Raw genomic sequence first — 22036 nt, forward strand, 5'->3', positions numbered from 1 at the left:
TTGTGCAGCTGCGATGATTAGTCGAGCTTATGCAGGTCGACGCCCTTGGTTTCCTTGACGAAGATCATGCCGATCACGAAGGTGATAGAAGCGATGATGATCGGGTACCAGAGGCCGTAATAGATGTCCCCCTTGGCAGCGCTCAGTGCGAACACGCCAGCCGGAAGCAGACCGCCGAACCAGCCATTGCCGATGTGATATGGCAGCGACATGCCGGTATAGCGAATGCGGGTCGGGAACATCTCGACAAGGATCGCGGCAATCGGGCCGTACACCATCGTCACATAGATGACGAGGATAGTCAGGATGGCGATTGTCAGGAACCAGTTCACCTGTGCAGGGTCGGCAACCATCTTGAATGCGCCGGCATTCGGGATGGTGTAGACGGCCTGATCGGTGCTGACGCCAAGGCCGTCAGCTTCGGTCTGGGTCAGAAGCTTCTGCTTTACCAGATCGGCAGCCGGAACCATGGCCTTGTCTCCACCACGGATTGCTTCGGCATTCAGCTGAAGTTCCGGATTGGCGGCGACGAATGCATCAAGCTTGCTGTCCGGCACTTTCGCAGCATCGCGAACGAGCGGGAAGCCGGCTTTCTGCAGGGCGAGGTTCACGTCGTGAGACAGTGCCGACTGCTTGGCTGCAGCATCTGCTCCAGCCTGAACAGCGTCGTAGGACGTGATCGTGCTGTCACCGATCGTAACGGTTGCAGGGGTGCCAGCTGCTGCCGTCTGGACGATTTCATAAGGCACCGAACTCTTGGCGAGGAAGCTCGTCGCCACATCGCAAGACGTGGTGAACTTCGACGTGCCAGTGGCGTTGAACTGGAAGTTACAATCGCCAGGCGCTGCAGTAACAGTTGCCTTGATGGTCTGTTCAGCCTGAGCCAGAGCCGGATTCGCAGCACCGGTTAGTGCTTTGAACAACGGGAAGTAGGTCAGGGCAGCGAGCAGAAGGCCTGCCATGATGATCGGCTTGCGACCGATCTTGTCCGACAGCCAGCCGAAGAAGACGAAGCCGCCGGTGCCGATCAGGAGCGCGATAGCAACCATGATGTTTGCCGACTGGTTTTCGACCTTCAGAACGTTCTGGAGGAAGAACAGCGCATAGAACTGACCGCAATACCACACCACGGCCTGACCGGCGGTAAGGCCGAAGAGGGCGATGAGTGCGATCTTCGCGTTCTTCCACTGACCGAATGCTTCGGAAAGCGGAGCCTTGGAGGTCTTGCCTTCCTCCTTCATGCGCTTGAATGCGGGCGACTCGCTCATCTGCATGCGGATCCAGACGGAAATGCCGAGCAGGACGATGGAGACGAGGAATGGAATACGCCAGCCCCAGGCCGCGAATGCTTCCTTGCTCATCACGGCCTGAATGCCGAGGATGACCAGCAGCGACAGGAACAGGCCGAGTGTCGCCGTGGTCTGGATCCATGACGTGAAGAAGCCGCGACGGTTGTTCGGAGCATGTTCCGCAACATAGGTTGCAGCGCCGCCATATTCACCACCGAGTGCGAGACCCTGCAGCATGCGCAGGGCGATCAGGATGATCGGTGCGAAAATGCCGAGCGTGGCCGAGCCGGGCAAGATACCCACGAGGAACGTGGACGCGCCCATGATCACGATGGTGACAAGGAATGTGTATTTACGACCGACGAGATCGCCGATGCGTCCGAAGACGAGAGCGCCGAACGGACGGACGAGGAAGCCTGCCGCGAAAGCAAGCAGGACGAAGATGTTTCGGGTTGCTTCCGGGTATTCATTGAAGAAGGCCGCGCCGATGAAGGCTGCGAGTGTTCCGTAAAGATAGAAGTCGTACCATTCGAAGACGGTACCAAGCGACGACGCAAAGATCACCTTGCGTTCTTCGCTCGTCATTTTCTGCGTGCCGACGTCGGCACTTGACGAGACTGCCATTAATCTGTCCTCCCAAACAGAGCCCCTGACGGGCAAATGTAAGACGATCCTTCTTCACCGGGTAAATGAAGTTCGCCTGATGCGCCGGGAACAGTTCCTCTCAACTGTCCGGGCACTCTCCTCACACTTGCATGATGAACCGAAAAAGGGGATTCGTGCAGTAGTCTTTAGTATGAGACAGAATTGTCAGCTTGAAATACTGTCGTAGAGAGCGAGAGCCTTAAAAAATGCGCTTCTTGAAGAGGTAGAGAATTGACTCCATCTATAAACCGCGTAAAAGCAGTGGCGAACGAAGGAGAACCCGCGTGGATCGCGTCAACGTAGCGTCAGTTTCGCTTGGAACTGCCGGCATTTTTGCCGGGGCAGCGCGCATGCCTTCGATTTCCAAAACACTCACGGCCATTACTAAAACGACCACGAAAACGGTCTGATTCCCTTGGCCTGCTCGCCCTCTCCCCGGGTCTGGCCCGGGGGCGGAAGTCCCGCGTGGCCTGCGGGGTTCCGAATCTGGAAGCGGAGAGGGACAGGAGACGAAAAATGGGTTTCAAGGTTGCAGTTGTCGGCGCCACCGGAAATGTCGGGCGCGAAATGCTCAATATCCTCGAAGAGCGCGGCTTTCCGGCTGACGAAGTTGTAGCGCTTGCATCGCGCCGCAGCCAGGGCACGGAAGTGTCCTATGGCGACCGGACGCTGAAGGTCAAGGCGCTCGACACGTATGATTTCTCCGATACGGACATCTGCCTGATGTCTGCTGGCGGCGAGATTTCCAAGGAATGGTCGCCGAAGATCGGCAAGCAGGGCTGCGTCGTAATCGATAATTCCTCGGCCTGGCGTTATGACTCGGAAGTGCCGCTGATCGTGCCGGAAGTGAACCCGGATGCAGTCGAAGGCTTCCGCAAGAAGAACATCATTGCCAATCCGAACTGCTCGACGGCTCAGCTCGTCGTGGCTCTGAAGCCTTTGCACGATGTTGCCAAGATCAAGCGCGTCGTCGTCTCGACCTATCAGTCGGTTTCGGGTGCAGGCAAGGAAGGTATGGATGAGCTGTTCGAACAGTCGCGCGCTGTTTTCGTCGCCGACCCTGTCTCTGCGAAGAAGTTCACCAAGCGCATCGCGTTCAACGTGATCCCGCATATCGATGTCTTCATGGAAGACGGCTACACCAAGGAAGAATGGAAGATGGTGGCCGAAACCAAGAAGATGCTCGATCCGAAGATCAAGCTGACGGCGACGGCCGTTCGCGTTCCGGTCTTCATCGGTCACTCCGAAGCGGTCAATATCGAGTTCGAAAACCCGATCACGCCGGAAGAAGCACGCGAGATTCTGCGTGAAGCTCCAGGCTGCCAGGTTGTCGACAAGCATGAGAACGGTGGCTACATCACGCCTTACGAATCCGCTGGCGAAGATGCGACTTATATCAGCCGTATCCGTGAAGACATCACCGTCGAGAACGGTCTGGCTCTGTGGGTTGTTTCCGACAATCTGCGCAAGGGCGCTGCTCTCAACACGATCCAGATCGCTGAATTGCTGGTCGCGCGCGGCCTTATCAAGCCAAAGGCGCTTGCTGCCTGATCTACTGTACTCAGTACTGATATTAAAAAGCGCCGGTCACCCGGCGCTTTTTTGTTAGCGGGAAATGCTCTCCGCGAGATTGCCGCGTATATCGAGCAACCTTGTGCGCAAATCCTGCAACTCATCGATGGGTTGACCAAGCGCGCAGAACACCTGTTCAGGAATGCTCTCGGCTTCCCTGCGCAGTGCCTGTCCTTCTTCAGTCAATGTGATGCGGACCTGTCGCTCGTCCTGCGGGTCGCGTCGCCGCGTAATGCGTCCGGCGGCTTCAAGACGTTTCAGCAGCGGGGTCAGGGTTCCAGAATCCAGATTGAGCTTTGCGCCGATCTCCGAGACCGTCCGGTCGTCTTGTTCCCAGAGCACTATCATCACCAGAAACTGCGGATAGGTCAGATCAAGCTTGCTCAGAATTGGCTGGTAGGCGCGCGTCAGCGCATTCGCGGTCGAGTAGATCGCAAAGCAGACCATGTTGGAAAGACCGAGATTGGAATCCTGATCGTCGCGCTTCATCGTGATAACTCCTTGGCAAATACATACATCATGCGCAATTGGATTGCGCATCACATAATTGTGAAGTTAAGTTTTGCAAAATTAGATTGTGCACAATTTAACTATCTGCAAGTTTGGCTGCGGAGACAAACCAAAGGAGAAGCCCAAATGCCAATTCTGTACACAACCCAATCCACAGCAACCGGCGGCCGCACCGGCAGCGCCAAGACTGCCGACGGACGGCTCAGTGTCGTTCTCGATACGCCGAAGGAACTCGGCGGTTCGGGCGGCGAAGGCACCAATCCTGAGCAGCTTTTCGCTTCTGGCTATGCGGCCTGCTTCCTGGGCGCGTTGAAATTCGTTGCTGCCAAGGAGAAAGTTGCCATTTCGGCAGATAGCACCGTGACTGCGACGGTTGGCATCGGTCCGCGTGACGATGGCACTGGCTTCGGGCTTGATGTGGCGCTGCAAGTGGCACTTCCGGGCGTGGACAAGGCGAAGGCCGAAGAACTGGTTCAGGCTGCGCATATTGTCTGCCCGTACTCGCATGCGACACGCGGCAATATCGATGTTCGTCTGAGCGTCGCTTAACAAAGAAATGCAAAAGGCGCCCGATGAGGGCGCCTTTGTTTTATGATATCTTCCGAATTTTAGTAGGAAGCCATACGATGACTATAATGCCTGATATTCGTGAGCTTCGCTCCACTTGCGAGCAAATGGAGGAGCGCTACCTTATAAATCCGACTATAGACGCCTCGTATCATCGACTTGCTGATCGTTTTGCTGCGGACCTTACAGTCGAACGAGACATCTTGCTCAGTCGTTGTGCCGCGCTTATGGCGATCAAATTCTTGAGTGAGGATGCGGCGCTTTAAGTCAGTTCTCTATTTCCCTCAGGTGCTCAAGTGCAGCCTCAACCTGCCCGTATGCTTCGGTTCCCAACGGCAGGATCGGACGTGGTGGCTCGATTTTCGCGAGACCGAGAAGGTCGGCAATGACATACATGACGCGGAAACTGCTGTGGGTTTTGAACAGGTCCCAAAGCGGTGTGAAAGCTGCATTTATGCGTTCTGCCTCAGTATTGTTTCCGCTTTGCGCAGCGCGCGTCAACGCCAGAGCGGGGTCGGGAAGAAGTCCTGCAACCACGCTGTACCAGGCATCGGCACCAGCCAGCAGTGCATCCGCAGCCCCCCAGTCGCCGCTATAGCCGATCGCGAAGCTTGGCGGAGTTTCGGCACGCAGCTTTGACATTGCGCCTTCGTAATCGCCATTTGCGGGCAGAGGCATTTTGATCGCGCTGATATTCTTCACACTGGCAAGCCGTGCAATCAGTTCGTCGTTGAAGATGAACTTTGTCGTGCCGGGATTATTGTAGATGCAAAGGGGAAGATCGGTCGTCTCGGCAACGGTCTTGAAGTGCTGGAAAACCTCGTCTTGCGTCAGCGGCGTATAGGAAACAGGCGCCAGCAACAGCCCGTCTGCACCGGCATCTGCTGCGTCCCGGGCCAGCGCCTGCGCATCATCCGTCCGCAACGCGCCGACGCCGACGATGATCGGTGTTCTGCCGCCGATAAATCTGACGGCGGTATTGATCGTATGCAACCGCTGTTCCCGCGTGAGAAAGGCATAGCCGCCAGTACTTCCCAGAAGACCGATAGAATCCGCTCCCGCCTCGTGAATGCGCTCAAGAAAAACGCAGAGCGTATCCTCAATGAGTTTGCCATCGGTGTCGTTTGGTGTCAGCGGAAAGGCTGAAAGACCTTTGAAGAGTTTCATGGTGCTCTTTCTCAATCAGGTTAGCGCGACAGAAGCAGGCGGATACCGGCAAGGCCAAAGACAGCCGCGAGGACGCCTTCGATCCAGCGACGCGCACGACGATAGAGGCGCACCATTGGCATAGTGGAAAATATGATGGCATAGCCGCAGAAAATGGTGATGCTGAGCACGATGCAGCCACCCAGAAACGCCGCCAGATGTGGCCATGAAGAGTTGGTGCCGAGTCCCAGCGTAACCAATGCGATCCAGGACAGGATGGACTTCGGGTTTGACAGATGCATCAGAAGTCCACGGCGATAAAGCTCGCCATGGGACAGAATTGCTTTGCTGCTGGAAGCTCGCATAGCCAATGCTTTGTCTGATGTCATGGCCGCGCGTCCGGCCTTGAAGGCAAGATAAAGCAGATAAAGTCCGCCGAAGATTTTCAGGATGAACAGAGCTTCGGCAAATCGTGTGAGGATGGCCGAGACGCCAGTCGCAGCCATCACGCCCCAAAAAATGGAGCCTGTAACGACACCGGCAGCAAAGACAAGCCCTGATTTGCGGCCCTGGTCCATGGCTACGCCCATGATCCGCATCGTACTCGGACCAGGGCTGCCAGCTGCAATGATGTAAGTCACATATACGAGGAGGAGCTGGTAGATGGCGGGGGAAATGCTCATATCGCTACTCTAGTGGATTGAATTTGACGTTTGATACCCGTCCGATATAGATCTCGTTTCAAAAATCAAACTCGAAAAATCCACTAGATTCATAAGGTTACTAGTGGTCTTTTTGATTTCGACATTTGCTCGGCGCTCATATCCCAAGGATGCAAATGTCGGAATCAGACCATTAGTTGCATCAAGAGAATCCATAGCATTCTCTCCATGCAATATCTGTATGCGATTGTGCCAGAATCCGAGGAAGAACTGCCAGAACTGCCGATGGTTTCGTCGAAAACGACAAATTCAGACAGCCATCTCGGCTGTGCGGCTTTACTCTGCCTGCGCCTCGATATTTTCCATATCGTCATCGGACAAGCCAAAATGATGGCCGATCTCGTGGATCAGAACATGGGTGATGATATCGCCCAGCGTTTCTTCATGTTCGGACCAATAGTCAAGGATCGCACGGCGGTAGAGCGTGATGCGGTTGGGGCCTTCGCCGGTCTGCAGGCTGAAACGTTCACCGATGCCACGACCTTCGAAAAGGCCGAGCAGATCAAAAGGCGTTTCCAGCCCCATATCCTCGATGATCTGATCGTCAGGGAAATCGGCGATCTGAATAATGATGTCGCCGCACAACGCACGAAACTCCTGCGGCAGATGCGCAAGAGCTTCAATCGCGATGGATTCGATTTCGTCCAGCGAGGGCGAGAGACGTCCCGCCCAGTCACCGCTTTGATCTTCTCGGGCCATTCCAGCCAATCGTGTCCTATTCACTTGTGCAGGCCACCAAACCTGCGACCGAGCATTCTGGCCGAGTATATATAGTGCATACCGACATTATGCCCAGGGACGCAATTCGGCGCGCTTGGCCTCGAATGTGTCGATGCTGCCAGCCTTTTCCATGGTCAGGCCGATATCGTCGAGACCGTTGAGCAGGCAGTGGCGCTTGAAATCATCGACATCAAAGGAAATCGAACCGCCATCTGGACCGTGAATTTCCTTGGCTTCGAGATCGACGGTGAGCGTCGCATTGGCGCCGCGCGAGGCGTCGTCCATCAGCTTGTCCAGATCTTCCTGGCTGACCTTGATCGGCAGAATGCCGTTCTTGAAGCAGTTATTGTAGAAGATATCGGCAAACGAGGTCGAGATCACACAACGGATGCCGAAATCGAGCAGGGCCCATGGCGCATGTTCGCGCGAGGAGCCGCAGCCGAAATTGTCGCCTGCAACGAGAATCTGTGCGTTGCGATAGCCCGACTTGTTCAGAACGAAATCCGGGTTCTCCGTGCCGTCTTCGTTGAAGCGCATTTCGGCGAAAAGACCCTTGCTCAGACCCGTGCGCTTGATCGTCTTCAGGTAATCCTTCGGAATGATCATGTCCGTATCGATATTGACGATCGGCAGGGGGGCGGCAACGCCCGTGAGCTTGGTGAACTTATCCATGTCCTGAACCTGTCGGTTGGGAATTTGCAATTTGCAAACTGGTTTACATCAGCTTGACCGAGAGTCAACGTTTGAGGCCGAAACTGCCCAATAGGTCGCAACTCCCGACCCGTTTCGCGAAATATCCGGCGCGCTTGTCCGCGCGCCGGATAGTTCGACTGTCAGGTTATGCGCATAATCCTGTCTGGAAACCGCGTCAAGTTTTCCGGATCATGCGCCGTTGATACAGTTTGCGCAATTATCAGACATTGAGGGCGACGCCACCAGTCTCGCTGCCGGTCAGGCGGCGGGATTTGCCATCTGTGCCAACGACGATCGTATAACGCCTGCGCCGCATTGAGAGGTTCGGCGAAACCGCCACATCGATGGCCGGATCGAACTGAAGCGTGATGCGCCAAAGTTCAGGCTTGATCGTTTCCTCGACGGCGATGATACGGGCATCGAACGGCGTGGTGTGAAACATGCCGGTGATGCGCTGCCCGACGCGGTAAGGCGCGGTACCGCCCTCGACGGGTGCGGTCTCCACCTTGCTGTCATTGGCGGCCAGCGTATTCCAGTCGCGTGTGCCGGACTGGCGCGCCACAAGGTCGAGTGCCTTGCCGTGGCTGATGTTGATGCCTTCCTCGCTCAAAGCCTGCCGCAGACGGCGGGCCTGATGCTTGAAGTCAGCGTTATTGGTCCCAGCGATAATAGCTGTGGTCATTGTTTTCGCTCCTGATTGTGAGCGGCGTTTTCATGAACGGGTGCCCGCATTGCCGTTTCTGCCGTCACCGGAACAAAAACGTGAAACAGGGATGCTTTACCATGGCCAAAGGCTGCGGACGGCAGGTGCATTCCAACCGAAGGCTGGAAAATAGGCGCGTCGATACAGGATTTCAAGGGCCTGCCTGCTCGCGCTCTCGGCGCTTGCGCTGCAGGATGGTTCGGTGCACAAATCGGGGTATGAAAACTATTGTTCGTCCCCGTCGTTCTGTCCTTTTCGTTCCTGCCGCCAACGCTCGCGCTCTGGAAAAGTCTCTGACCCTGTCAGCGGATTGCGTGATCTATGATCTGGAGGATTCCGTCGCGCCGGAGGCGAAGGTCGCGGCGCGCGATGCGCTGGCCGCGCATTTCGCAAGCCATCCGAAGGTCGGTTTCGAGCGGATTGTACGGGTCAATATGGCGGAAACGCCGTGGGGCAAGGATGATGTCGCGGCAGCTGCGAAAATGGGTGCAGATGCAATCCTTTTGCCCAAGGTCGAACGCCCACAAGACATAATCGACGCGGCCAACCGGCTTGATCGTCAGGATGCCGATCCGGCAGTTGGTGTCTGGGCGATGATCGAAACCGCGCGTGGCATTCTCAATGCCGACGAGATTGCGGTTCTCGGACATCGTTCGGCGGTGCGGCTCGCCTGTTTCGTCGTCGGGCCGAACGATATTGCGCGGGAAACCGGCGTGCGTCCGCAACCGGGGCGGCCCTATCTCGTCCCATGGCTGATGCAGATCATTCTTGCAGCGCGCGCTGGCGGGATCACCGTTCTCGACGGTGTTTACAATGATTTTCGGGATAGCGTTGGTTTCGAGGCGGAATGCGCGCAAGGTGCCGCCATGGGGTTCGATGGCAAGACGCTGATTCATCCCGGCCAGATTGAAGCGGCTAACCGCGCATTCTCACCGACCGAGGACGAAGTTGCGCATGCCCGCGCTGTCGTTGAAATCTTTGCCCGGCCTGAAAATGCCGACAAGGGTGTCATCTCGCTGGACGGGCAGATGGTCGAACGTCTGCATCTCGAAATGGCCGAGCGTGTACTCGCTAAAACGGGCGTAAAGTTATAACAGAGGAAGTAACAGCATGAAGTTATATCGTTTCATTACAGGTCCAGATGATTCCGCATTCTGTCATCGCGTCACGGCGGCGCTCAACAAGGGCTGGCTGCTCCATGGTTCGCCGACCTATGCTTTCAACGCCGCAACCGGCGTCATGCACTGCGGCCAGCCGGTGGTGAAGGAAGTCGACGGCGTCGATTACACGCCGGACATCAAGCTCGGCGAATACTGATGGCCGTCCGCCGCATCGTTGCCAATATTGCAGCCGCCGATCCTGCGGCGGCAAAGCGCTTCTACGGCGACTTGCTTGGCCTTGATGTGGCGATGGATTTCGGCTGGATCGTCACCTATGCCACGGATGCGCAGGCACGGGTACAGGTGAGCATCATGAGTGAGGGCGGGGCGGGCACACCGGTGCCCGATCTTTCCATCGAGGTCGATGATGTCGATACGGTGCTGGAGCGCGCGATCGCGTTGGGATTTCCCGTTGAATATGGCCCGGCGGATGAGGAATGGGGCGTGCGCCGCTTCTACACGCGTGACCCGTACGGTCGGCTCGTGAATATTCTAGCCCACAAGAGTTGAAAAGAAGGCCGGTTTCCCGGCCTTTTGTTTTGGCTTTAGTTCAAGCCGCGCTTTTCAATCATCGCGTCCGGCGTCGGCATCTTGCCACGGAATGCCTTGTAAAGCTCTTCCGGGTCACGGCTGCCGCCAGCGGCATAGATATGCTGCTTCAACTTCGCCGCCAGTTCAGGATTGAAGGCGTCGCCGGTCTCCTCGAATGCGGAGAAAGCGTCCGCATCCAGCACTTCCGACCACATATAGGAGTAGTAGCCAGCGGAATAACCGTCACCGGAGAAGACGTGAGTGAAATGCGGCGTGCGATGGCGCATGATGATCGCATCCGGCATGGAAAGCTTTTCCAGCGTCTTTACCTCGAAAGCGAGCGGATCAGCGATCTTTTCCTTACCGGTATGGAACGCCATATCCACCAGCGCGGATGAGGTGAACTCGACTGTGTTGAAGCCTGCATTGAAGGTGCGGGCCGCAAGCACCTTGTCGAGGAGCGCCTTCGGCATGGCTTCGCCGGTGCGATAATGCACAGCGTATTTCTCGAGAACGGCCGGGACGGTCAACCAGTGTTCGTAAAGCTGCGACGGCAGTTCCACGAAATCGCGCGAAACGGCAGTGCCGGAAACGGCGGGCCAGGTCACATCCGACAGAAGCCCATGCAGCGCATGGCCGAACTCGTGGAACAGCGTGCGCGCATCGTCAAGTGAGAGCAGGGCAGGTTCACCTGCCTTTGGCTTCGCAAAATTCATGACGTTGTAGATGATTGGCTTTTGTCCGCCATTGAGCTTGTGGCTTGATTGCAGGGAGCTCATCCACGCACCCGAACGCTTCGAGGTGCGGGCGAAATAGTCACCGAGGAAAAGGCCGCGTTCGCTGCCATCCGCATTGAACACCTGAAACACCCGCACATCCGGATGCCACGCAGCGATGCCCTTCTTTTCCTCGAAGCGGATGCCGAACAGGCGGCCTGCCACGTCAAAAGCGGCTTCGATGATCTTTTCGAGCTGAAGATAAGGCTTCAGTTCCGCCTCATCGAAGGCGAAGCGTTCGGCACGCAGCTTTTCGGCATAGAAGCGCCAATCCCATGGCGCAACCTTGTGATTGCCGCCATCGGCTGCGATCAGGCGCTCCAGTTCGACTTCTTCTTCATGGGCCTTGGCGCGTGCCTTGTCCCAGACAGGTTCCAGCAGGTCCATAACCGCTTTCGGAGTCTTGGCCATGGTGTCGTCGAGCTTGTAGGCGGCAAAGTTGGCGTAACCGAGCAGATGTGCCTTGCGCTCGCGCAGTTCCACCATTTCGCGCACGATGTCACGATTGTCGCTTTCGCCACCGTTCTCGCCGCGCTTCGCCCAGGCGTTGAACGCCTGTTCGCGCAGTTCACGGTTTTCGGAGAAGGAAAGGAATGGCTCGACAATCGAGCGTGATAGCGTAACCGCCCAGGCATCCGGTTTGCCGCGTTCAGCGGCGGCACTCTGCATGGCGTTCTTCAGGAAATCCGGCAGACCGGCGAGGTCGGCTTCATCGGTGATGAACAGGGCCCAGCTTGATTCATCCTTCAGCACATTCTGACCAAAGCGCGCGCCAAGTCCGGCAAGCTTTTCATTGATACCTGCAAGCTCCGTCTTGCCCGCCTCATCGAGCTTCGCACCGGAGCGGACAAAACCTTTCCATGTCTTTTCAAGAACGCGTTTGGTCTCGGTGTCGAGGTCCAGCATATCGCGATTTTCATAGAGCGCGTCGATGCGGGCGAAAAGCGCCGGGTCCATCATGATGCGCGAATAATGACGTGACATTTTCGGCGCAATCTCGCGTTCGAGCGCCTGGATCGTGTCGTTGCTATGCGCACCGGCGCGCATCCAGAAAATCGATGAAACGCGGTCGAGCGCCTTGCCGGTCAGTTGCAGAGCTTTCAGCGTATTATCGATGGTTGCTTCATCGGTCGCCTTCGCGATGACTTCCACTTCTGCGAGGTCCGCAGCCAACGCGGCATCGAATGCAGACGCGAAATCGTCATCCTTGAAAGCGGTGAAATCCGGCAGGCCCAGCGGTCCGCTCCATTCAGTCAGGGCGCGATTGTAAGCGGTCTTGTCGGACATGATGAGACTCCGGTTCAGATGAATTCGATATGGATCAGACTTAGGAGTTAAGCAGCAGAGGGGCAAGGGCTGGAAGGCCGCTTTCACGGTTTCCACATCGCGGGCGTCTCGCTGCCGAGGCAGGAGCTTGGAAAAAGCGTTCGACATCGTCTCGCAGGGCTTGACTTTATTGGCGACCCAGCGCAAATCACGCTCGCAGCCGAATTTCTGCGGCAGCATTTTCAACCGGAGTTTTATTCTCTTATGCCCAGCGACAGTCACAGTCGATTGTTTCAGCCGTCAAGGCAGTTCGTGATCTGATCGCTTGCGGTCGGCTTGCACGGTCTGCCTTCGACGGCGGATCGACAGAAAGGCAAGCCCATGACCGACAACAACTTCTTCCCGGAAGTACTCAATGTTGCCGACCTCCCTGCTGCTGCCATCGCAAGCCGCATTGCGGACATGCGTACCGGCGACGCAGTGGAACTCGTTAACGAACTCGATGCCGATGATGCAGTCGCCGTCATCGCACAGCTTTCGCACGAAGATGCCATCCGTCTGCTCGACCAGCCGGAACTTCACCGTGCTACCGAAATCATCGCTACCCTGCCGCCCGGCCTCGCGAGTCTCCTGCTCGATGGTATGTCGGCGGACCGTGCAACCGACGTTTTTCAGGAACTGGAAGACGACGACCGCGCACGCCTGTTTCCCATTCTCGCGCCTGAAACCAAGGTCGCGCTGAAGAAATTGATGGGCTATCCGCCGAATACGGCGGGCTCGCTCATGACCATCGAATTCATCGCCGTGCCTTCCAACTGGAATGTTGGCCAGACGCTGGAATATATCCGCAAGGTCGAACGCACGCGCGAGACGGTTTATGCAATCTACGTGGTTGATCCGGCCAGCCGTGTTCTGTTGGGTGTGGTCAGCTTGCGCCGCCTCATCATCCGCCAGCCGGACGAACCGATTCTGTCTATCGCCCGCGACGAAGAGCCGATCACCATTTCGCCTCTCGCAAGTCGTGAGGAAGTGGCGCGCCTGTTCCGCAAGCACGACCTTCTGGCCGTACCTGTGGTGGACGAAAGCCGTCACATCATCGGCATTGTGACCGTTGATGACGTACTCGACGCCATGACGGAGGAGGCAAGCGAGGACGCTTACCGTTTCGGCGGTATGGAGGCGCTCGACAAGCCCTATATGCGCATCGGCTTCGGCGAGATGCTGAAGAAGCGTGCGGGCTGGCTCGGTATCCTTTTCCTCGGCGAAATGCTGACCGCGAGCGCGATGCAGCATTTCGAGCTGGAGCTTGAAAAGGCTCTCGTGCTGACGCTGTTCATCCCGCTCATCATGTCATCGGGCGGTAACTCCGGCTCTCAGGCGACGTCGCTGATTATCCGCGCGCTGGCCTTGCAGGAAATCAAGCTCAAGGACTGGTGGCGTGTCGCCCTGCGCGAATTGCCAACGGGCTTGGCCCTTGGCAGCTTCCTCGGCGTCATTGGCATCATTCGCATCGCCATCTGGCAGACGCTTGGCATCTACGATTATGGCGAACACTGGATTCTGGTGGCCGCGACCGTCGGTATGGCGCTGGTCTGCATCGTGACTTTCGGCTCGCTGACAGGCTCCATGCTGCCTTTCATCCTGCAAAGGCTCGGATTCGATCCGGCCAGCGCATCGGCGCCTTTCGTCGCCACACTGGTCGATGTGACCGGTCTCGTGATCTATTTCAGCGTCGCGCTGGTCATTTTGTCAGGCACGCTCTTGTAAGGCTCGGGCATGTCGCGAAAAAAGTGGAAACCGGTTTTTCGATAGCGACATGCCCAAAAAGAATTCAAAAAACTGTCAGAATGACAGTGTAAAAACGCAATGAAATTCGGGTTTTTCGGGTTAATTGGGGGGCAGTTTCGCGCTGCCCCTTTCTAAAATGCAAAAAAACCTGTAAGAGCGCCGCATTGTTTTTCCGCGCGGGTTTGTTGGCGCGGCTCCCAACTCATATAGAAGTGATCTCCATATGGAATTGCGTAATATCGCTATTATCGCACACGTCGATCATGGCAAAACCACTCTGGTCGATGAACTCCTGAAGCAGTCCGGCTCGTTCCGCGACAACCAGCGCGTTGCAGAACGCATGATGGATTCCAACGACATCGAAAAGGAACGCGGGATCACCATTCTCGCGAAGGCCACTTCGGTTGTCTGGAAAAACACGCGTATCAACATCGTCGACACGCCGGGCCACGCCGACTTCGGCGGTGAAGTTGAGCGTATCCTCTCGATGGTGGACGGCGCTATCGTTCTCGTCGATGCTGCTGAAGGTCCAATGCCACAGACGAAGTTCGTTGTTGGCAAGGCGCTGAAAGTCGGCCTGCGTCCGATCGTTGCGATCAACAAGATCGACCGTCCGGATGGCCGTCATGAAGAAGTCATCAACGAAGTGTTCGACCTCTTCGCCAATCTCGACGCGACCGACGAACAGCTCGACTTCCCGATCCTGTACGGTTCAGGCCGTAACGGCTGGATGGCGCTGAACCCGGAAGGCCCGCAGGACGAAGGTCTGGCTCCGCTGTTCGACCTCGTGCTCAAGCACGTTCCGGCACCGAAGGTTGCTGAAGGTCCGTTCCGCATGATTGGTACGATCCTCGAAGCCGATCCGTTCCTGGGCCGCATCATCACCGGCCGTATCCATTCCGGCTCGATCAAGCCGAACCAGGCCGTCAAGGTTCTCGGTCAGGATGGTTCGTTGCTCGAAAACGGCCGTATCTCGAAGATCCTTGCATTCCGCGGTATCGAGCGTCAGGCCATTGACGAAGCCCATGCAGGTGACATCGTCGCTATCGCCGGTCTTTCCAAGGGCACCGTTGCCGATACCTTCTGCGATCCTTCGGTAAGCGAGCCGCTGGCTGCTCAGCCAATCGATCCGCCGACCGTGACCATGTCCTTCATCGTCAATGACAGCCCTTATGCGGGCACCGAAGGCGACAAGGTGACGAGCCGCGTTATCCGTGACCGTCTGCTCAAGGAAGCTGAAGGCAACGTTGCACTGAAGATTGAGGAATCGACCGAAAAGGATTCGTTCTTCGTGTCCGGTCGTGGCGAGTTGCAGCTTGCAGTTCTGATCGAAAACATGCGCCGTGAGGGCTTTGAGCTTGGCGTTTCGCGTCCGCGCGTCGTCATGAAGGACGGCGAGAACGGCGAGAAGCTGGAGCCGGTGGAAGAAGTCGTCATCGACGTCGATGAAGAATATTCCGGCACGGTTGTGCAGAAGATGTCCGAACGCAAGGCCGAAATGGTCGAGCTGCGTCCTTCCGGCGGCAACCGCGTTCGTATGGTGTTCTACGCACCGACCCGTGGTCTGATCGGCTATCAATCGGAACTTCTGACCGATACGCGCGGCACGGCGATCATGAACCGTCTGTTCCACGACTATCAGCCATACAAGGGCGAAATCGCTGGCCGCAACAACGGCGTTCTGATCTCCAACGATCAGGGTGAAGCTGTTGCTTACGCATTGTTCAACCTTGAAGATCGCGGCCCGATGATCATCGACGCTGGTGTCAAGGTCTATCAGGGCATGCTGATCGGCATTCACAGCCGTGACAACGATCTGGAAGTCAACGTGCTCAAGGGCAAGAAGCTCACCAACATCCGCGCCGCAGGCAAGGATGAAGCCGTGAAGCTCACCCCGCCGATCAAGATGACGCTGGAACGCGCTCTGTCGTGGATTCAGGACGACGAGCTGGTTGAAGTGACGCCGAAGTCGATCCGTCTTCGCAAGCTCTACCTCGACCCGAATGAGCGCAAGCGCTTCGAAAAGAGCGGCAAGTCCAGCGCTGCTTAAGTTGACAGAATAAAGAAAACGGCGCCTTCGGGCGCCGTTTTTGTTTGCACGTTTAACGTGAACTTCAGCTCTTTGGTCGATTATGAGATCAATTGGGGGCGCTGATGATATTCTCGCGTTATGAGCGATTTGTTCTGACTGTCGTTGGTGCGTTGGGCGCAATCGACATTCTTCTGATTGCCGCGAAGGGCATTCGCGTAGACTGGACAGGCTACGGAATGATCGGGGCGATCGGTCTTGGAACGATCATGCTCGGCCTGTTTTATCGCTTCGTAAGGAATGATGCCCGGATTGCGGAGACACTCATTCTGACTGCGGGCTTCATATTGTTCACACTGGTCGGGTCGGTCTTTAACTATATGTTGCTGCCGATCCATTTCCCGCGAATTGACGAATTCCTGGTCGGCGTCGATCGACTGATGGGATATGATTGGCCAAGTCTGGTCACATACATTGCGCAGTGGCCCGGTGTTTCAGCACTGTTGAAGATAGTTTACTTCACTTCCCTGCCGCAGTTGGTGATGGTTGTTCTGTTGCTCGGCTTTTCGGGGCAATCAGAAAAACTTGCTCATTTCCTGATGACTGGAATTGTAGGCGCTCTTCTCAGCATCGTGGTGTGGGCCTTTTTTCCAACATTCGGTACATCGGCTGTATGGAACCTGCCTGATGATGTTGTGAGAAGTGCAGGATTGGCTGTCGGTCCGTCCTATGGCTTGGAATTGATCCGCTTGTCGAAGGAAGGGGTAGATTATCTGACGCCAGCCAATGTGCTCGGCCTGATCGGATTCCCGTCCTTCCACACCGTCATGGCTGCCATGTCCGTGGTCTTTACATGGCGCATCGCATGGGTGCGTTTACCGGTACTCGCTCTGAATATATTCATGGTACCCGCGATCCTGCTGCACGGCGGACACCATCTGAGCGATGTCTTTGGTGGACTGGCAGTTTTCACCATTGCCTATTTTATCGCGCACTATGCGATCAACGTTCTCCGCGACGATAGGGCTGCATCAGCGCCTGCGGGACACGTGCCCGCCGCGCCATCACGATGAGCGCCACAATCGACATGATATAAGGGATCATCAGGAAAAGCTGATACGGAACGACCTTGCCGTAGACCGTCTGCAGACGCAGCTGGAATGCGTCGAATAGCGCGAAGAGCAAGGCACCCAGAAGCGCACGAGCGGGCTTCCAAGAAGCGAAAACGACGAGCGCGATACAGACCCAGCCGCGTCCCTGCATCATCGTCGGGAAAAACGAATTGAAGGCGGAAAGCGTAAGGAACGCGCCGCCGACAGCCATGAGCGCGCTGCCGAACATGATTGTGAAAATGCGTACGCGGATCGGGTTGATGCCCTGCGCTTCAGCTGCGTGCGGGTTTTCGCCAGTCATGCGGATCGCAAGGCCGAGCGGCGTGCGGAAAAGCACATAACCAAGCAGCAGTGCCAGAGGAATGGCGATCCACGTGAGGGCCGTTTGCGTGCCAAGCACCTGTCCGACGAACGGGATATCTGCAAGCCAGGACGGATTGACCGGCTGGAATGGTGTGATCGTCGGCGGAGTTGAAGAGAGCGGCACCAGAAGACGAAACAGGAAATAGCTAAGGCTCGATGCAAATAATGTGATGCCCAAGCCCACGACATGCTGCGACAGGCCGAGCGGCACGGTGAGGGCTGCATGAAGCAGGCCGAACAGAGCGCCGGAAGCGGCGGCGGCGAGCACACCGACCCACAGGTCGGCACCATTATAGACAGTCAGCCAGCCGATCATCGCGCCGAAGGTCATGATTCCTTCGATACCGAGATTGAGCACGCCCGCCCGTTCGCAATAAAGCGCACCGAGCGTGCCGAAGATCAGTGGCGTTGCAATGCGCAGGACCGAGACCCAGAGGCCTGCGGAGAGCAGGATATCCATCAACTCGTTCATCGGGCGATCCTGTATTGTGTGAAGAACAGAGCGACCAGCATAGTCAGAAGCGACAGCGCCACGGTGACATCGGCGATGAAGCTCGGAATGCCAATGGCACGGCTCATGCCGTCGGCACCGACAAACATTGCGGCAGCAAAAAGTGCGGAGAAGATCGCGCCGATAGGATTCAAATTGGCCAACATGGCGACAATGATGCCGGAATAGCCGAAGCCCGGCGACAGATCGGTCGTGACGTAACCCTTAACGCCCATGACCTGTATTGCGCCTGCAAGTCCTGCAAGACCACCGGAAATGCAGGCGACTTTCACCAGTGTCTTGCCAAGCGGAACGCCTGCAAAACGCGCGGCTTGCGGGTTGAGACCGGCAGCCTTGGTTTCCAGCCCGAACACGGTGCACTTCTGCACATAGGCGATGATGAGCGCCAGAGCGATAGCGATGACTATGCCAATGTGAAGCCGCATGCCTGCCATGATTTTTGGCAGCACAGCCGCATCCGGCACAGGCTCGGATTGCGGCCAGCCAAAGGCGAGGGGGTCTTTCATCGGCCCTTCGATCATCATCGAGACGATGAGCACCGCAACGAAGTTCAAGAGCAGCGTCGTCACCACTTCATCGACACCGAAGCGCAGGCGAAGCCCAAGCGGAATGAGCAGGAAAACCATGCCCGCAATCGCACCGACGATAAGCAACAGCGGAATGAGAATAGGGGCAGGAAGCTGCAACTGTGTCCCACAGGCGACCACCGCCAGCGCACCCATATAGAACTGGCCTTCGGCGCCGATATTCCAGAGTTTGGAGCGGAAGGCGACGGCAGCGGCAAGGCCGGTCAGCATCAAGGGTGTTGCGCGGGTGAGTGTTTCGGTGATCGAAAGCTTGTTGCCGAAAGCGCCGATGGCTATCTGGCGGAAGGATTCCAAAACCGGCGCACCGGCAGCGGCAATGAGCAATCCGGCAAGCACAAAGGCGGTCAAAACGGCGATAATTGGTGCGGTTGCTACCAGTGCCATGGGCCGTGTTTCGCGTCTTTCAATACGCATCAGTTCAGCCCCTTCGTGAGATTAGTCTGCCATTCCCCAGCCATCATCAGGCCCAGCCGTTGCGCATTGGCTTCTCCGGCGTCAATCGGCGGCGAGAGGCGGCCCTTGACGATGGCCTGTACGCGGTCGGCAAGGCCGATAATTTCATCCAGATCTTCTGAGATTAGCAGAACCGCTGCTCCCTTTGCCCGCGCTTCCAGAATACGGGCATGAATGGCTGCGACGGCACCTTCATCAAGGCCACGCGTCGGTTGCGCCGCGATCAGAATGCGCGGAGCCGTTTCAAGATTGCGACCCAGAATAAGCTTCTGCATGTTGCCGCCGGAAAGCAGGCGAATGCGGCTATCAGGCGTGCCGCCGCGCACATCGAAATCCTTGATGATGCGGTCGGTAAATTCACGCGCAGCCGCGCGATTGACCAGAAGACCATTGGAGAACTGCGGATCACGCACGCGTTCAAGCACAGCATTTTCCCAAAGCGTCAGGTCACCGATTGCGCCTTCAGCGTTGCGATCTTCCGGGATGCGGCCAACACCTTCCGCCACAAACTGGCGCGGGTCGAATTTGGTGACCGTTTGGCCGAACATGACAAGTGAGCCACTCGCAGGCTGGCTGAGACCCGAAACGAGACGCCCAAGCGCTGCCTGGCCGTTGCCGGAAACGCCGATGATGCCGAGCGTTTCGCCAGCGCGAAGGTGAAAGCCGAGATCAGTCAAGCGTGTCGCGCCATCTTCCACCACTGTTACATTCTTTGCTTCCAGCAAGGTTTCGCCGGGCGTGGCCGCTGCACGCGAAGGGCGCGAAACACGACGGCCAACCATCAGTTCAGCGAGTTCCTCCTTCGAGGTTTCGGAGGCCTTGCGCTCAGCGACAAGCTTTCCGCCGCGCAGGACGACAACGCGGTCGGCTGCCGACATGACTTCATGCAGCTTGTGCGAGATGAAGATCAGCGACAGGCCCTGACGTGCCATTTCTTTCAGTGTCGCGAAGAGGTTTTCGGCTTCCTGCGTGGTCAGAACGGCGGTCGGTTCGTCGAGGATCAGAATGTCGGCGTCGTTATAAAGCGCTTTCAGGATTTCCACGCGCTGCTGTTCACCGACCGAAAGATCGCCAAGCCGTGCATCGGGATCAACCTGCAGGCCAAAGCGCTTGGCGATTTCCGCGATCTTGTTACGCGCTGCACCGTGCGCGGATTTGAGTCTCCAGAGGCTTTCAGTGCCGGTGATGATGTTTTCAAGCACTGTGAGGTTGGGCGCGAGCGTGAAATGCTGGTGCACCATGCCAACGCCTGCGTCGATGGCGGCGCGGGGCTTGCCCTGCGGAATTTCTGCACCCTTGACGAAGACACGGCCCTCATCCGGCACATAATGGCCGAACAGGATATTCATCAGCGTGGTTTTGCCTGCGCCATTCTCGCCCAGGAAAGCGAGAATTTCGCCGCGTTCAAGCTTCAGCGAAATATCGTCGTTGGCGGTAAGCGTGCCAAACCGCTTGGTGATGTTCTGCAGTTCAAGAACGGTCGTGGTCATGTGTGCAACCCCGCAACGGGAAATTTGTGCTGCCAACGCTGGTCCGCCTCCAGACGCTGGCCAAGGCTCAAAAGCAGCCGGTCCGCGCCCATCGGGGCCACAAGCTGCAAGGCGACCGGCATGTCGTTGGTATCCGTCCCAAAGGGAAGCGAGAGCGCCGGAAAACCGGAAATATTGGCGAGCGCCGCATAAGGTGCGAAGGCATTCATCTTCTGCCAATGCGCATCGACATCGCCGTGATTCATGGAAAAGGAGCCGAGCGGCATTGGCCCGCGCGCGAGCATGGGTGTAATCAGCACGTCGATGTCGCGGAAAATCTGCCAGAGCATATGTGCGGCGCTGACAGCTCCGTTCATGGCGCGGTAAAGCGCGGTGGCTTCCATGCGCCGCCCGCGCTCCGCAACGGCGCGGGTGAGCGGTTCAAGCTTGTCTTCATCAAGGGCCAGAAAATCGATTGCAGCCGCAAGATTGACGGAAATGATACGGTCAAATGCGCGTGCGCTGGAAGCGATCAGCGGGCTGAATTCCGAAGCTGGGATTTCGCGGATTGTGTGCCCCTGTGCCTCAAGGAAATGCGCTGCATCTGCCACAACCTGCAGGCGCTCTGATGTGATTGGATAGTTTGCGAGATCGCCGGTCACTATGCCGATACGAAGGCGGTCCGGCAAATCGCTTGCCTGCATCGCCGGGTCGGGCAGAAAGCCTTCCGTTTTGCCTTCGACAAGCGGCAGTAACGCTTTCGCATCACGGACCGAGCGGCAAAGCGCAAATTCGCTCGCAATGCCTGCGAGATAATTGCCGAAATGCGGACCAGCGGGCATAGCACCGCGACTTGGTTTCAGGCCGACAAGCCCGCAGGTTGCAGCGGGTACACGGATGGAACCACCAGCGTCGGTAGCGTGCGCAATTGCGACTATCCCGGCTGCAACCGCTGCTGCCGCTCCGCCGGATGATCCACCGGGTGAAAGCGTTTCATCGAAGGGATGGCGTGCGGGAGGAGCTCCCGCTGGCTCGCTCGCAAGCGCCAGACCGAATTCGGGAACGGTGGTTGTACCGAAGAAATTCAATCCGGCTGCGCGTAGCCGGTGGCCGAGTTCGGAATCCATCTGAGGTGAGGCATTGAGGAATGCCTGCGAGCCGAGCCGGATCGGCAGACCGGCACAGGGCCCGCCCAGATCCTTGAACAGGGAGGGAACGCCCGCGAAGGCAGCTCTGGATGGCGCTGCATCGAATGCAATGGCACCGGCGCGGCCAAGATCGCGATCGAGATATGTAATGGCGCCCAGGGGGCGCCATTTTTCTGCTGCGTCAAGAGCAGCATCCATGGCCTGTTCGGCACTGAGGATTCGTTCCGCAATCGCCTGCGCGAGCGCGGTCGCATCCTGCTGGTTCATGTCGATTGC

The 22036-nt window shown here is 57.1% G+C and carries 20 protein-coding genes; 8 read left to right on the plus strand and 12 right to left on the minus strand.

Annotated features, from left to right (window positions below):
- Positions 1-17: 17 nt before the first annotated feature.
- The gene (locus CES86_RS10440; RefSeq protein ID WP_010658486.1) at positions 18-1913 is read right to left on the minus strand and encodes an MFS transporter; all 1896 of its coding nucleotides are present in this window, start codon (positions 1911-1913) and stop codon (positions 18-20) included.
- Between the two features lie 537 nt (positions 1914-2450).
- Here CES86_RS10440 and CES86_RS10445 point away from each other — a divergent pair.
- Positions 2451-3485 (plus strand): aspartate-semialdehyde dehydrogenase, encoded by a 1035-nt coding sequence (locus CES86_RS10445; RefSeq protein WP_010658488.1) that lies wholly within the window; start codon positions 2451-2453, stop codon positions 3483-3485.
- Between the two features lie 54 nt (positions 3486-3539).
- On the opposite strand, the gene CES86_RS10450 is transcribed toward CES86_RS10445, so the two are convergent.
- Positions 3540-3995 (minus strand): MarR family winged helix-turn-helix transcriptional regulator, encoded by a 456-nt coding sequence (locus tag CES86_RS10450; protein WP_010658489.1) that lies wholly within the window; start codon positions 3993-3995, stop codon positions 3540-3542.
- Between the two features lie 147 nt (positions 3996-4142).
- Between CES86_RS10450 and CES86_RS10455 the strand changes: the two genes are divergently transcribed.
- Positions 4143-4565, plus strand: coding sequence for an organic hydroperoxide resistance protein (locus CES86_RS10455; RefSeq protein ID WP_029927819.1), 423 nt, complete (start codon positions 4143-4145; stop codon positions 4563-4565).
- A 285-nt stretch (positions 4566-4850) separates the two neighbouring features.
- Here CES86_RS10455 and CES86_RS10465 read toward each other — a convergent pair whose 3' ends face one another.
- The 5 genes from CES86_RS10465 to CES86_RS10485 all read right to left on the minus strand — a co-directional run bounded on the left by CES86_RS10465 (position 4851) and on the right by CES86_RS10485 (position 8546).
- The gene (locus tag CES86_RS10465; protein WP_029927817.1) at positions 4851-5750 is read right to left on the minus strand and encodes a dihydrodipicolinate synthase family protein; all 900 of its coding nucleotides are present in this window, start codon (positions 5748-5750) and stop codon (positions 4851-4853) included.
- Between the two features lie 20 nt (positions 5751-5770).
- Entirely contained in the window at positions 5771-6412 is a 642-nt protein-coding gene (locus tag CES86_RS10470) for a LysE family translocator (protein WP_029927815.1), read from the minus strand.
- Between the two features lie 315 nt (positions 6413-6727).
- A complete protein-coding gene (locus CES86_RS10475; RefSeq protein ID WP_012092734.1) occupies positions 6728-7150 on the minus strand; it encodes a metallopeptidase family protein in 423 nt (140 codons plus the stop codon).
- Between the two features lie 87 nt (positions 7151-7237).
- Complete coding sequence (gene leuD / locus CES86_RS10480) at positions 7238-7843, minus strand: 3-isopropylmalate dehydratase small subunit (protein ID WP_029927809.1); 606 nt, start codon at positions 7841-7843, stop codon at positions 7238-7240.
- Between the two features lie 241 nt (positions 7844-8084).
- On the minus strand, positions 8085-8546 hold the full coding sequence (locus CES86_RS10485; RefSeq protein WP_029927807.1) for a glyoxalase superfamily protein: 462 nt from the start codon (positions 8544-8546) through the stop codon (positions 8085-8087).
- Positions 8547-8785: 239 nt separating this feature from the next.
- Here CES86_RS10485 and CES86_RS10490 point away from each other — a divergent pair, with 239 nt between their 5' ends.
- From CES86_RS10490 to CES86_RS10500, 3 genes are read left to right on the plus strand one after another with little or no spacing between them, the layout of a single operon-like run.
- On the plus strand, positions 8786-9661 hold the full coding sequence (locus CES86_RS10490) for an HpcH/HpaI aldolase/citrate lyase family protein (RefSeq protein ID WP_029927804.1): 876 nt from the start codon (positions 8786-8788) through the stop codon (positions 9659-9661).
- A gap of 16 nt (positions 9662-9677) precedes the next feature.
- The gene (locus tag CES86_RS10495) at positions 9678-9884 is read left to right on the plus strand and encodes a DUF1737 domain-containing protein (protein ID WP_010658498.1); all 207 of its coding nucleotides are present in this window, start codon (positions 9678-9680) and stop codon (positions 9882-9884) included.
- Positions 9884-10237 (plus strand): VOC family protein, encoded by a 354-nt coding sequence (locus tag CES86_RS10500; RefSeq protein WP_010658499.1) that lies wholly within the window; start codon positions 9884-9886, stop codon positions 10235-10237. The genes CES86_RS10495 and CES86_RS10500 overlap by 1 nt, the downstream gene beginning before the upstream one ends.
- Before the next feature lie 35 nt (positions 10238-10272).
- Here CES86_RS10500 and CES86_RS10505 read toward each other — a convergent pair whose 3' ends face one another.
- Positions 10273-12321, minus strand: coding sequence for a M3 family metallopeptidase (locus CES86_RS10505; RefSeq protein ID WP_029927802.1), 2049 nt, complete (start codon positions 12319-12321; stop codon positions 10273-10275).
- 360 nt (positions 12322-12681) lie between these two features.
- Between CES86_RS10505 and mgtE the strand changes: the two genes are divergently transcribed.
- The 3 genes from mgtE to CES86_RS10525 all read left to right on the plus strand — a co-directional run bounded on the left by mgtE (position 12682) and on the right by CES86_RS10525 (position 17190).
- The gene (gene mgtE / locus CES86_RS10515) at positions 12682-14067 is read left to right on the plus strand and encodes a magnesium transporter (protein WP_010658501.1); all 1386 of its coding nucleotides are present in this window, start codon (positions 12682-12684) and stop codon (positions 14065-14067) included.
- A 244-nt stretch (positions 14068-14311) separates the two neighbouring features.
- A complete protein-coding gene (gene typA / locus CES86_RS10520) occupies positions 14312-16138 on the plus strand; it encodes a translational GTPase TypA (RefSeq protein ID WP_010658502.1) in 1827 nt (608 codons plus the stop codon).
- Positions 16139-16242: 104 nt separating this feature from the next.
- A complete protein-coding gene (locus CES86_RS10525) occupies positions 16243-17190 on the plus strand; it encodes a phosphatase PAP2 family protein (RefSeq protein WP_010658503.1) in 948 nt (315 codons plus the stop codon).
- On the opposite strand, the gene CES86_RS10530 is transcribed toward CES86_RS10525, so the two are convergent.
- Genes CES86_RS10530 through CES86_RS10545 form a run of 4 tightly spaced genes read right to left on the minus strand, consistent with a single transcriptional unit; the run spans position 17120 to position 22027 of the window.
- On the minus strand, positions 17120-18064 hold the full coding sequence (locus tag CES86_RS10530) for an ABC transporter permease (protein ID WP_029927800.1): 945 nt from the start codon (positions 18062-18064) through the stop codon (positions 17120-17122). The genes CES86_RS10525 and CES86_RS10530 overlap by 71 nt on opposite strands.
- On the minus strand, positions 18061-19104 hold the full coding sequence (locus CES86_RS10535) for an ABC transporter permease (protein WP_029927798.1): 1044 nt from the start codon (positions 19102-19104) through the stop codon (positions 18061-18063). The genes CES86_RS10530 and CES86_RS10535 overlap by 4 nt, the downstream gene beginning before the upstream one ends.
- Positions 19104-20633: an ABC transporter ATP-binding protein gene (locus tag CES86_RS10540; RefSeq protein ID WP_029927796.1), complete on the minus strand. Its 1530-nt coding sequence runs from the start codon at positions 20631-20633 to the stop codon at positions 19104-19106. The genes CES86_RS10535 and CES86_RS10540 overlap by 1 nt, the downstream gene beginning before the upstream one ends.
- Complete coding sequence (locus CES86_RS10545) at positions 20630-22027, minus strand: amidase (protein ID WP_029927794.1); 1398 nt, start codon at positions 22025-22027, stop codon at positions 20630-20632. The genes CES86_RS10540 and CES86_RS10545 overlap by 4 nt, the downstream gene beginning before the upstream one ends.
- Positions 22028-22036 lie beyond the last annotated feature (9 nt).

The sequence above is a fragment of the Brucella lupini genome, from assembly GCF_002252535.1.
Lineage (GTDB): Bacteria > Pseudomonadota > Alphaproteobacteria > Rhizobiales > Rhizobiaceae > Brucella > Brucella anthropi.